This window comes from Microcoleus sp. CAWBG58, assembly GCF_020883045.1.
Lineage (GTDB): Bacteria > Cyanobacteriota > Cyanobacteriia > Cyanobacteriales > Microcoleaceae > Microcoleus.
Window position 1 is genome coordinate 83,116 of sequence record NZ_JAHRFA010000022.1, and the last position, 13,077, is coordinate 96,192.

The 13,077-nt window shown below is 46.2% G+C and carries 8 protein-coding genes; 3 read left to right on the plus strand and 5 right to left on the minus strand.

Annotated elements, in window-relative coordinates; genetic code table 11:
- Positions 1–134: 134 nt before the first annotated feature.
- Both QZ918_RS12430 and QZ918_RS12435 read left to right on the plus strand, forming a co-directional pair.
- Complete coding sequence (locus tag QZ918_RS12430) at positions 135–1,376, plus strand: HhoA/HhoB/HtrA family serine endopeptidase (RefSeq protein ID WP_293335321.1); 1,242 nt, start codon at positions 135–137, stop codon at positions 1,374–1,376.
- A gap of 185 nt (positions 1,377–1,561) precedes the next feature.
- On the plus strand, positions 1,562–2,434 hold the full coding sequence (locus QZ918_RS12435; RefSeq protein ID WP_293335324.1) for an MBL fold metallo-hydrolase: 873 nt from the start codon (positions 1,562–1,564) through the stop codon (positions 2,432–2,434).
- A gap of 289 nt (positions 2,435–2,723) precedes the next feature.
- Here the strand turns inward: QZ918_RS12435 and QZ918_RS12440 are convergent, their stop codons facing one another.
- The 5 genes from QZ918_RS12440 to gcvP all read right to left on the minus strand — a co-directional run bounded on the left by QZ918_RS12440 (position 2,724) and on the right by gcvP (position 11,701).
- A complete protein-coding gene (locus tag QZ918_RS12440) occupies positions 2,724–4,403 on the minus strand; it encodes a glycoside hydrolase family 44 protein (protein WP_293335327.1) in 1,680 nt (559 codons plus the stop codon).
- A complete protein-coding gene (locus tag QZ918_RS12445) occupies positions 4,403–5,770 on the minus strand; it encodes a protein kinase domain-containing protein (protein ID WP_293335330.1) in 1,368 nt (455 codons plus the stop codon). The genes QZ918_RS12440 and QZ918_RS12445 overlap by 1 nt, the downstream gene beginning before the upstream one ends.
- Positions 5,771–5,961: 191 nt before the next feature.
- On the minus strand, positions 5,962–6,384 hold the full coding sequence (locus QZ918_RS12450) for an endonuclease domain-containing protein (protein WP_293335333.1): 423 nt from the start codon (positions 6,382–6,384) through the stop codon (positions 5,962–5,964).
- 526 nt (positions 6,385–6,910) lie between these two features.
- Positions 6,911–8,233 (minus strand): serine/threonine-protein kinase, encoded by a 1,323-nt coding sequence (locus QZ918_RS12455; RefSeq protein ID WP_293335336.1) that lies wholly within the window; start codon positions 8,231–8,233, stop codon positions 6,911–6,913.
- A gap of 480 nt (positions 8,234–8,713) precedes the next feature.
- Positions 8,714–11,701, minus strand: a complete 2,988-nt coding sequence (gene gcvP / locus QZ918_RS12460) for an aminomethyl-transferring glycine dehydrogenase (protein WP_293335339.1) — start codon at positions 11,699–11,701, stop codon at positions 8,714–8,716.
- Positions 11,702–12,128: 427 nt separating this feature from the next.
- Here gcvP and QZ918_RS12465 point away from each other — a divergent pair, with 427 nt between their 5' ends.
- Positions 12,129–13,007: a hypothetical protein gene (locus QZ918_RS12465; RefSeq protein WP_293335342.1), complete on the plus strand. Its 879-nt coding sequence runs from the start codon at positions 12,129–12,131 to the stop codon at positions 13,005–13,007.
- The last annotated feature ends 70 nt before the right edge of the window (positions 13,008–13,077 follow it).

Sequence of the window (13,077 nt, forward strand, 5' to 3'; positions counted from 1 at the left end):
CCACCACCCAAGCACATCTGATAAATGTTTCAATTAAAATGAAAGAACCTTGAGTTCTAAGTTGATTGCACTAGGTGCTAAAACTACCAAACGATAATTATAACTTTCGCCCATTCTCCTAGCAAATTAATACTATGTCAACCCCAAAAAAATCTAATCAAACTCAACCTTCTCGCTTTTCGGTGCCGAAAAAAATTGCTTTTCTATCCCTAGTTTTGCTCGGCTCTACGGCAACTGTCGGCTGCAACGCCCTAACTTCCCAAGTTCCTGGCAGTTCTAATGCTGTCAAAGCCGAACAACCTGCAAGCGCAGCGCCAATCTCAGCTTTGCCTCGAAATATATTGCCGAATCAAGACTCTAATTTTGTGACTCAAGTAGTGCAAGAAGTCGGCCCGGCAGTGGTACGAATCAATTCTTCTCGCACTGTTAAAACCGAACAGCCTGATGTTTTGGACGATCCATTTTTTAACCGTTTCTTTGGCCCAGACTCTCCGATTAGACCGGGAAATAAGGTACAACGAGGCTCTGGTTCGGGTTTTATTTTTGGTTCCGACGGCCGCATTTTGACTAACGCTCACGTTGTTGATGGCGCAGATACGGTGACGGTAAAACTGAAGGACGGTCGCGAATTTGCAGGCAAAGTTTTGGGTGTAGATACAGTTACTGATGTGGCTGTTGTTAAAGTTGAGGCTACCAATTTGCCTGTGGTGAATTTGGGTAAATCGGAAGATTTACAGCCGGGAGAATGGGCGATCGCGATCGGCAATCCCCTCGGTTTGGACAATACCGTGACTGTCGGTATTATTAGCGCTACAGGCCGTTCTAGCGCCGATGTGGGCGTTCCCGACAAGCGCGTCAGCTTTATTCAAACCGACGCCGCCATCAATCCCGGCAATTCCGGCGGCCCGTTGCTGAACCAGCGCGGTCAAGTTATCGGCATGAATACGGCGATTATTGAAGGTGCCCAAGGGTTGGGTTTTGCGATTCCGATCGATCGGGCGCAACAAATTGCCAACCAATTAGTCAGTACCGGAAAAGCCGAACATCCTTATCTCGGCGTTCGGATGTTGAGCATTACTCCCGAAGTCAAAGCAGAATTCAACAAAAATCCCAACGCCAAATTGAGGCTGACTGAAGATAAAGGCGTGTTAGTTATGGGAGTTGCGAAAAATTCGCCGGCGTCACAAGCTGGAGTGCGCGTTGCTGACGTGATCAAAAAAATCAACGGTACAGAAGTCACCGATGCTGGCAGCGTACAGCAAATTGTGGAGCAAAGTACCGTAGGCAAGGATATGCAGCTTGAGTTGAGCCGCAGCGGACAACCTGTGACTGTGGCCCTGAAAGCTGGTGCTTTTCCAGCGGGCCAGAAGCAGTAGAAGTTAAAATAATATAATGATTAAAGCCCCGACTTATTGAATAAATTGGGGCTTTAATTATTCTACTCGGCGGTTGAAACCGCTGCTACACGAACAAAGTCCGCCTCCGCGGACTAAGAAAGGATATTTAAGCCGGATTTGGTATAATTTACAATTATTTCTATTGGTTATTAAAAGGTAGAAAAATGGCTAACATTAATCGGCGGCGCACTGAAAACATTAGCGGTAATTTTTATGTAGACAGTACCTGCATTGACTGCGATACTTGTCGGTGGATGGCACCAGAAGTATTTACTCAAGCCGGAGAACAATCTGCGGTTTACCAGCAGCCAACTAACGAAACAGCAGAAATGCGATCGCTCGCAGCTTTGCTGTCTTGTCCCACAAGTTCGATCGGCACTGTTGAAAAACCCCAAAACATCAAAGAAGTTCAGCAACATTTGCCCGCACTCGTCACGGAAAATGTCTACCACTGCGGCTACCATTCAGAAAAATCCTACGGTGCTGCTAGTTATTTAATTGTCCGCCCAGAAGGAAACATTTTAGTTGATTCTCCCCGTTTTGTACCGCCGCTAGTCAAAAACATCGAAGCAATGGGTGGCATTCGCTATCTGTACTTGACTCACCGCGATGATGTGGCAGACCATCAAAAGTATCGAGAGCATTTTAAGTGCGATCGCATTCTTCATGCAGACGAAATTAATGCTGACACTCGCAGTGTAGAAATTCAATTGTCTGGCAGCGAACCGCATCAAATAGCTGAGGATTTGTTAATTGTAACTGTTCCAGGTCACACGAAAGGTCACACGGTTTTACTGTATAAGAACAAGTTTTTGTTCAGCGGCGACCATCTCGCCTGGTCTGATAATTTGCAGCAGCTAATTGGCTTTCGTAATGCCTGTTGGTATTCTTGGTCGGAACAAATCAAGTCTATGCGAAACTTGGCTAATTATGACTTTGAATGGGTGTTGCCGGGACATGGGCGGAGGTATGATGCCGATCGAGAAACGATGGGCGAGCAAATGCAGAAATGTATTGCTTGGATGGAGGCTCATTAAATAAGGACTAAAGTCCTTACTACAAACTTGGCGCTCGGTTTGTAGTAAGGACTTTAGTCCTTTCCAAAAAGTTGGCAGTCATACCAAATCTGATTAGATTGGAATGATAGCGATTGTCCCGCTTGGAAGGAGGTTCGCCCTAGAAAGAAGGACTAAAGTCCTTACTACGAACCTGCTTGGAAGGAGGTTCGCCCCAGAAAGAAGGACTAAAGTCCTTACTACGAACCTGGACTAATGTCTTTACTACGAACCTGAATCAGGACTAAAGTCCTTACTACGAACCTGTTTTTTAGGCTTTGGGCAGGGCTACCAAAGTGATAGAATTTGCGGGATAAGTTGCCTTAAATCCAGCAGCGCGGACACTTAAATCGCTCTGACGGACGATCGCCCGCAAGTTCGCCTCGCTGTAGGTGTAAACTTGAGCTTTGGCACCTGGACTAAAGCCTTTCAGACTCAAGTTGCTGGTCAAGTTTTTACTGGTTTTGTTAATGATTACCAGCGTCAAAGCACCGTCCTTAGTGCGTTGCGATCCGTAGATTGACAATTGTCCCCCATCTGTACTTTGCGATCGCACCCAAGTCTCCCCGTACTTACCGCCCTTACCGTCATAATTCATGTAGGTTCGGAAGGCATAAGCCCCCGGTTCCGAGGACTTGGGAGGCCCCCACAGCGTCGCTAAATCCAGTTGTTCCCGCCCAAATATCCCCAGGATCTCGGCTTGAGTTAAGGCACCGTTCATCGACTCCAAACCGCCCCAATTGTATTCAGTAATGGCGACTTTTGTACCTGGATAATCTTGCTTGACCCATTCTCGAAACCGGGGTATAATTGTTAGCGGCGGATTGGATTTACCGATCCAACTTTCATCAACATAAGTGCTGTCCCACAGAGAGCGAGTCGATCGCAACCGGGCTGCTTGCGTCTTAGCATCGCCGGCGGGACAATTCGCCAAACACAGGTCATCGACGAGAGGATAGTAGTGTTGGTCGAAATAGTCGAGGATGCGAACACCTTTTTGCTTTTCGTAGGCGCGCATTTGCTGCAAGTACCACCGCGCAAACCAGACGCCGCCGTGTTTTTCGCGATCGCCCTTTACCCCAGAATCCACATAAACCGGCCAGCCAAAATCCGATGGCCCGAGTACCTTAGCGGTGGGATCTGTGGCTTTTACCATTGACGCATATTGGAAAGTGCGATCGCGCAATTCGTCATAACTTGTCGGTTCTGGATGAACGTCGCGGTGAGTGTTTCCCCAACCGCTTGGTTCATTGTCCATTTGATAAATTTGGACACCACCGTTAGTGGCAGTACCGTGGGTTTTAACTAAGTGCTTAACCCACTTTTCTTGAAATTCTGGGTTGCTGACAATACTAACATCAAGGCGGTTATTATTAGTAATTAAAGTGCCGTCGGGACGCTTCCCATTGCCACACTTATCGCCTTCGGGAAAAATGTAGGGATTGGTTTTTTCTTGCGCGCCGTATTTGGATACTCGAAAGCCGCAGTTCCAGGTGCTAAATTTATTTACATACCCAATAATCGGGATAGTAACGATACTTTTGCTGCCGTTATTGCGGTTAGTTTTGACAATTTTGTCGATGGAATCGCCGGGAATGGGGTTTTTGTTGTCGCCGCCACCGACGAAAAAGAAGTCATCGCCGACGTTGGAAGAATCCACCAACCAGTTGTAGCGGCTAGTGTGATTGGCGCCCCAGCGTTCCACCGGAATTCGCAACTCTTTGGCGAGGGCCGGATCTATGGCAAAATCGTTCATACCGTAGATGTCGGGACTGATGGAATGGCGATCGGCTGTCACGTCTACAGATAAGGATATACTGTTTTGGGCGATGCCATTTTTGAAGTAAACTGTTGTGGTGGCAATTGCGACAGTGGCGATTAAACCCAATAAAAATAGAACAAGCCAACGAGGTTTATTTTCCGGAGACAGCCATAAAAATCGTAAATTCATTAATTTTGTGATATGGTGGTTAGAAGAGCTTGTTTAAAATCTACTGCACTTTTATAATAAATTTCAGGATTGTCGATTAAAGCGCGATCGATTGCGGTGGCTAGCGGTTGAGGGATAGACGAAGTGCGATCGCGAATAGGAACCACATCATTATCCAACACAGCACGAAACGGATCTAACCCCACAAAATTACGAGGTGAATACCCCGAAATCATCACATACAAACAAGCAGCCGCCGCCCAAACATCAACCTCCGGCTTCGCATACTTATAATCAAGCACTTGCTGTCGCGGCATAAAATACGGCGTACCAACAGCATTACCACTCAAAGTTAAACCGCTTAAACCCGCTTGATCGAAAGCCTTTGCTAACCCATAATCTCCAATCTTAGCAACTTGTTTCCCACCCACATTCGCCAGAAAAATATTTCCCGGCTTCAAATCCCGGTGAGTCAAACCCCGTCCCTTCGCAAAACTACCATCAGCCAACCTGACATTGGGGATTTCCGCGTTGTGCGTGTAAGTCAAACCATCTAACACTTGTGTAATAATACTTATAGATTCGGCGATCGGCAAAGTGCTAACACCGCGCTTTTCCATCATATCCACAACACTGCCACCCTCGCAGTATTCCATCGTAAAAAAGAAAGTGTCATCAGCATAACCCGACTCTTTAAAACCTACCACATTCGGATGCTGCAAACATTTAGTATTCTCAACCTCCCGCAAAAACCAATTCACAGCCCGCTGATTCGCAGCCACCTTTGGTAACATCACCTTCAGCGCAACTTTTTCATTAGTTAGTTTGTGCTGCGCCAAATAAACCAAACTAAAACCACCCTTACCCAACTCCTTCAGCAAAACATAATCACCCAGAGTTCCAATATTATTTTTACCGCCCACAGCTTTGAACAGAAAAGCTTTCAACATTTTCCACAAATTCTCTTGATTTGAGGGAATAGTAGGGGATGATTGTTGTTCGAGGTTTTTCGCAATTTCCGGGTCAACGGCAACTGCAACTCGAAAAGAAGTATCGCTGAGTGTAAATTCATCACCTCCGTGCAAGTCATACTCTGGAAATTGAATTTGAGCCGCCTCTTCAGGAGATTGATGAGCTTCTCGCTGACCGATTTTTTCGCCGTTGACAAAAGTCCCATTCTTGCTACCAAAATCGCGCACCCGGATATCGGGAGGATTGATATCTAACAAACAGTGATAGCGGGAGGTGGTGCGATGTTTGTCGTCATCGGGAATATTAGGATAGCAGTCTTTCGCGCGGCCAATAATGCAAGTTGTGCGAGTATCAAAGATAAATTCTTGGCCTTTGAGATTACCTGCGGTGATGGTGAGAGTAACTTTTGAGCTCATATAAATTATAGATTTTGGATTATTCAATTATAGATTTTGGATGCTCGAAACTCCTACTCCCACCCAAAGTTCGGGGCCAACTCTTACTCCCCCCCTTAGCAAGGGGGGGCTGGGGGGGTAAAAAAGTTAATGCAATAAACGATTAAATCTCATCCACATTTCCAACTCTTCCCCCCACCCTTAACAAAGGGCTAACTTCTTACTCCCCCCCTTACCAAGGGGGGGCTGGGGGGGGGTAAAACACCCGATGTTCTCAACGATTTAATCCCCTCCACAATCACCTCCAAAACCCCATCCAAATTATGATAAACATCCTCATTAGTAAACCTCAAAAAATTAATCCTAGCCGACTCAATAAACTCTTGCCTTTCTGCATCATATTCTACAGCGCCATCCACAAAATGGCTGTCACCATCAACTTCCAGTGCTAACTTGATTTCTGGTGAATAAAAGTCGATCGCAAATGCTGCTACACTGTATTGTCTGCGAAATTTACAATTTTCAAGCTGTCGGTTTCTGATCTTTTCCCATAAATCCTTTTCCGCTGGTGTCATTTCTCTGCGAAGCTTCTGGCGTTTGAATTTTTCGGAGCTTCTGTTGTAGAGTTTTGTCATTGTTGTATGGGATTTTATTGTGGGTTGCTGATATTTTAACCCCCCCCCAGCCCCCCCTTGGTAAGGGGGGGGAGTAAGAGTTGTTTGAGTTTTTTTGTTCGTTGTTTGATATTTTAACCCCCCCCCAGCCCCCCCTTGGTAAGGGGGGGAGTAAGAGAGTTGTTTGAGTTTTATTGTTGGTTGCTGATATTTTAACCCCCCCAGCCCCCCCTTGGTAAGGGGGGGAGTAAGAGTTGTTTGAGTTTTATTGTTGGTTGCTTTGTATTTGTTGTTGATGCAAACTACAAATTTTGTTTCTTGCGTTATGGAGTTTGGATACTGTTGGTGGGGAGGTAGAAACCGGGTTTCTTCCTGAATCTGGGTGATGATACATAAATTATCGCAGAAACCCGGTTTCTGAGATTGATTTTACTTTGATTATTTGCTCGTTATGTCCCGACAACCCCGTCGGAAACGTAGACAGGGCATGGTTTCGTGGTTTTGGGCTTTGTTATAAATCTTTATGAAATCCTGAAACGCTTAGATGTTACAGTCTACAAGTCTCCACGCGAGAGAAGAGATAAACAAAGAAAATGAAGAAGAATTGACCCAAACCTCGCTCCCCTTTAACCGACCCAAAATAGGGGAGGTGAGCTTGCACCGCTTTTTCTGAAAAAGTAAGGTCTTTGTAGTACAGCCATTCGTTATTTTTTCTCCAGCCTACCTTGTCGGCAAACTTCTGCCAAACTTCCCCATTATATTCCCTGGTTCCCCCCAGACTTTGATAGATGCGCTTCTGCACGCTCAAGCCGAAGCGCCCATTGCTGTATTGTACCCAAAGTTGGTCAATGGTTCGCAAATCCTCGCAGGGGAATTTATCAATACTTTCTGAATCCAGCCATCCTTCTTTCTCCCTACCCGCCACCTTCAACATCACTCTCGTCGTTTCCTCATCGGCTTCCTTCCACTTTTTTGCCGCCAATAAATTCCGCAAGTTTATATAATCCATCCCCACGGCTGAAATCACCCGCGTAGTTTCAGCAGCCACTGGTTTTGGTATCAGCAAATCCAACCATTCCTGCACCGACTGCGGGCGATTTTGCGGTTCCAACTCCATCCCTTTCAGAATGGCCGCATTCACCCTGTCGCTAATTTTATTATCATACTGTTTTGGCTGAATAAAAGGATCGATAATCTTTCTACCGGGCGACGGAATCGGTTTCTGATCCGTTAGCATATTATACAGCGTCGCAGCCAAAGAATAAACATCAGTATAAGGGCCAAGTTGAGAGCGTTGTTCCGCAAGTTCAATGGGTGCGTAATGCTCAGTCCCCCTGCTACTATTAGTCATTAACTTTCCTGATAATGTCGCCTGTCGCGCTAAACCAAAATCAATCAAAACAGCTTCCATACCGCGCTTTCTGAGCATAATATTTTCGGGCTTAACATCGCGGTGAGTCAGGTTTTGCTTGTGAACGCAAGTCAGTGCATCGCCTAATTGCTGAATCATTGACAAAGCTTTTGGTTCCGACAAACGGCCGTTTTCTTTGAGATGGGTAGCCAAGTCAATCCCATCGATTAATTCCATTACCATACAATTGAAATCACCCTCGCGAAACATATCATAAACTTCGACAATATGGGGATGATGACATTTGGCTAAAGACATTGCTTCCTTGAGGAATTTATTTTGTATTTTAGCAAAATCCGGCTGGAATTGTTGGAAAAGATTCAGAGTTTTGATGGCAACTGACTTACCTTCATGGCGATTTTGAGCGCGGTAGGTTTCACCGAATCCGCCGCCACCTAGGTATTCTTCGATGATGTATTTGCCGTCGTCTAGTTGTTGTCCGTCGGGCCAGCGTCTCATGGCGGGTGTGTGGGGATGGAGAGGATGGTTTTGATTATAGCTGAGATGAGGGAATTTTTGCTTGAGGCTGAGAAACCGGGTTTTTTCCGAGGTTGTCGGCGGTGGCGAAAATTCTCATAAAAACCCGGTTTCTTGAGGCCTTGGGTAAGGTGAGAAACCGGGTTTTTCGGAGTTGGTGGGTTTTAGTTAGGTATTGTCGCAAAAACCCGGTTTCTGGAGGCCTTGGGTGAGGTTGATTTCGGCATCTCTTAAACCCGGAGATCCCCCCTAGCCCCCCTTAAGAAGGGGGGAACTGGAACAGATCAAAGTCCCCCTTTTTAAGGGGGATTTAGGGGGATCTAGACTCAGCACAAAGAGGGCGGGCACGGGGGCACCGCCCCTACAAGGGTGGAATTGAAACCTTCTCAAAGTCCCCCTTCTTAAGGGGGATTTAGGGGGATCTAGACTCGGAGAAAAACGAGATTTACATGGATTGCAACCTTAATTGTAAGCCTCCATTGGCAAACAAGAACAGACAAAATTACGATCGCCAAAAGCATTATCTATCCTACCCACCGCAGGCCAAAACTTATGTTCGCGAGTCCAAGGAGTCGGATAAGCCGCTTGGGCGCGAGTATAAGGACGATTCCACTCATCAACCATCAGAGATTCGGCGGTGTGCGGTGCATTTTTCAACACGTTATTTTGCGCGTCAACATTGCCATTTTCAATCTCGGCAATCTCCCCGCGAATCGCAATCATCGCATCGCAGAAACGGTCTAATTCCTGCTTCGATTCGCTTTCCGTCGGTTCCACCATCACCGTACCGGCAACTGGCCAAGAAACCGTCGGCGCGTGATAGCCGTAATCCATCAACCGTTTGGCAATATCATCGACTTCAATCCCTGCGGTTTTTTTGAGAAGTCGCAAATCCAGAATGCACTCGTGGGCTACTAAACCCGATTTCCCTTTGTACAAAACCGGATAATAGGATTCTAACCGTTTTGCCATGTAATTTGCATTCAGAATTGCAACTTTTGTCGCCTCCGTTAAACCAACTCCTCCCATCATCCGAATGTACATCCAAGAAATAGTCAAAATGCTGGCACTTCCCCAAGGCGCGGCCGAAACGGCACCAACAGATTGGGGTATTTCATTCTCCCCAGATTGTAGGGGCGGTGCCCCCGTGCCCGCCCTCTTTTGGGAGGGGTAATTTCTTAATTCTGCATCGGTAGAAGGCAAAAATTCTACCAAATGAGACATGACTCCAATCGGCCCCATTCCCGGCCCGCCGCCACCGTGGGGAATGCAGAAAGTTTTGTGCAAATTTAGGTGACAAACATCGGCACCAAAATCACCGGGGCGGCACAAACCAACTTGAGCGTTCATATTGGCGCCGTCCATATAAACTTGTCCGCCGCAGTTGTGGACAATCTCGCAAATTTCTTTGATTTCTGACTCAAACACGCCGTGGGTAGATGGATATGTCACCATCAAAGCAGCGAGTTCATTTTTGTGCTTTTCGGCTTTTTTATGCAAGTCGGTGACATCAATATTTCCTTGAGAATCGCAATCAACCGCAACTACTTTCATCCCAGCCATCACCGCGCTAGCCGGATTTGTGCCGTGGGCTGACTGGGGAATCAAACAAATATTGCGGTGAGATTCGCCGCGATGTTCGTGGTATTGGCGGATTACTAACAATCCCGCATATTCGCCCTGGGAACCAGCGTTTGGCTGCAAGGAAATTCCGGCAAAACCGGTGATTTCTGCCAGCCATTGTTCGAGTTGCACGAACATCATTTGATAGCCGCGAGTTTGGTTGCGCGGTGCAAAGGGATGTATGCTACCAAATTCCGCCCATGTCACGGGAACCATCTCGGCTGTGGCGTTCAGTTTCATTGTGCAGGAACCCAAGGGAATCATTGATGTATTTAGCGATAAATCCTTGGCTTCCAAGCGGTGCATATACCGCAAAAGTTCGGTTTCGGAATGGTAGCTGTTGAAAACTGGATGGGTGAGATAGCTGCTAGTACGATCGCAAAAAGCTGGATAAACTAAAGATGATGTAAAATCATCCGCATCTATCGACATACTCACAAAAATGTCGCCTCCAGCATTGACAACATCTTTCTTTTCTGCAAAAATTGACAACAACTTTTTCACATCGTCAGCAGTTACAGTTTCATCCAGGCTAATTCCCACGGTTTTTTGATCGAAAACCCGGATATTAATCTGGTGATTTTGAGCAGATTCTAAAACAGACGATAGCTGCTTGTCTCCCAATTCCACCCGTAACGTATCGAAGAAAGGTTCAGTACCAATTTTGTATCCGAGACTTTTCAAACCCGAAGCCAAAAGTGCAGTTAAATCCCGTACTTTTTCTGCTATTTTTTTTAGTCCTTCGGGGCCGTGATAAACAGCATACATACTCGCCATCACTGCTAGCAAAACTTGGGCGGTACAAATGTTGCTAGTTGCTTTTTCGCGGCGGATGTGCTGTTCGCGAGTTTGCAAAGCCAAACGCAAAGCAGATTTGCCGTTAGCATCTTTGGAAACGCCAACAATTCGCCCTGGAACTTGCCGTTTAAACTCTTCTCGCGTCGCGAAATAGGCTGCGTGGGGCCCTCCGAATCCCATCGGCACTCCGAAGCGCTGGGTGCTTCCTACGGCTATGTCAGCGCCGAATTCGCCGGGGGGTTTGAGGATGCAAAGACTCAAAATATCGGCGGCTACTGTGACTAAGGCGCCGGCTTCGTGAGCTGATGCGATAAAATCGCTATAGTCGTAAATTGCGCCGTCTGTGGCTGGGTATTGCAGGAGTGCGCCGAAGATTGTACGATCGCACTCAAAGCTTTCATGGTCGCCGACAATCACTTCAATTCCCAGCGGTTTAGCGCGAGTTTGCACTACTTCGATGGTTTGAGGGTGACAATCTTGGGAGACAAAAAACGCTTTTGCTTTATTTTTATTAGCGCCGTAACTCACCGCCATTGCTTCCGCCGCCGCCGTCGCTTCATCCAGCAAGGAAGCGTTAGCAATTTCCAAACCCGTGAGCTCGACAATCATGGTTTGGAAGTTCAGCAAAGCTTCTAATCGCCCTTGGGCAATTTCGGCTTGGTAGGGAGTGTAGGCTGTATACCAGCCGGGATTTTCCAGGATATTGCGCTGGATGGGTGGGGGTGTGATGCAGTTGTGATATCCTGTGCCGATGTACGATCGAAATACGTGATTTTTGGCAGCAATTTCTTTCAATTCTGCCAAAGCAGCGTACTCGCTTTTGGCTGTGGGAAGTTGTAGGGGTTGAGAAATGCGAATCGCTGCTGGAACCGTTTTGTCAATTAACTCATCAAGGCTGGAAATACCCAAAACATCTAGCATTTGCTGGATTTCGCTGGGTGTTGGGCCAATGTGCCGCCCCGCAAAACCGTCGATGGAAGAAAGGTTTTGCTGTTGGCTGGGTTCAATTTGCGGGCTGTAGAGTACCAAGGGTAATTCTCCTGAATGGATTGTTGCTTCTTTAAGTTTGTAACATTTCGCAAAGGAAGTTCGACAACGGATTGGGTAGTGGATTTAATGGATGTGGTGGTTTGGTAAAGAATTTTGTAGCGGATATAACGGTTCGACAGAGGATTTTGTAACGGATGTAGCGAATTAATTTTCAGGTTTGAGGGCAAACGACTGTTGACAATTTACCTAGACTTACCTAGGATTGAGTGAGTAAAATCTGTGTAAATCACTGGATAGTATTGATGGGTATTGGTAAGAGCCACTCCCGCTTAAAGCCGTGAACATTGACACGATACGGCGCCCTCAAAAAACAAGCCCTCATAGAACATCCATCCCCACAGATGGGGGATACAGGCGATATCCTCGTTCCATAGTAAAGAACGAGCCACACTGAAAGGGAGAATCAATGGCTACCCTAACTTATTGCAAAGGCTTGCCCACACCAGTCTCTGAGCTTAACGAACTCGGAAAAACAACTTTCGAGATGTTTTTAGAAGCTTACGCCCCGATTTTTCGGACTGCCAGCATTGAAACAGTTAACCACTTACTATCAAATACAGAATTCAAGAAATCCGATTGGAACACGCACTTACAACAAACCTACGGCATTAACAAGCGCCATGCCAACGGCATAATCAGTTGGGCCAAGGGGCGTGTAGACGGCGCCAAAGAAAACAGAACTTTACACCGTAAAACTCTTGAAGTCAAGATTAAGTCTATTAGTGCTTGGCTGAAGAAAGCCGAGCGTAAGTTAGCATTAGCTCGCAAGTTTTATGCAAAAAAAAAATGGGTCAACTCAAAAACAGGTTGTAATTTTCCCATAGCTTGTTCCCTTAAATATAAATCTACAAACTGGCAGAATTTACGCTTTCAAATTCACAATAAAAAGCGTAAATTAGCTTTGTTGACTCATAAACTAAAACACTTAAGACTTAAGCCAGTAAAAGTTTTCATCCCTCATGGCGATATTTTTGTTGTCGGCTCAAAGGATGAGTCCTTTGGTAATCAGGTTTGTCAGTGGGATGGAAATAAAATAACTTTTCGAGTTCCCAAATGCTTAGAGTCACGGTTCGGCAAAAATGTATCTTCTGAAATTGGTGATTTCAATCGCAGCATCAATAGATTACCAGAATCTGGCGCTAAAACCTGGCATTTCTACCGTAAAAATGGCAAGTGGGTTGTCGCCGTGCAGTTTACCCCAAATCCCGTGCAGCAAGTTTCTATTGAGAGAATGTACGGTTGCATTGGTATCGACATGAATCCCGGTGTGCGAATCGTTGGCTAGAAACCAATCCTAAAAAGGGTTAGGGGGATTAGCCGCAAGGTAGAACCTTGACAACTGAATGACCATGTAG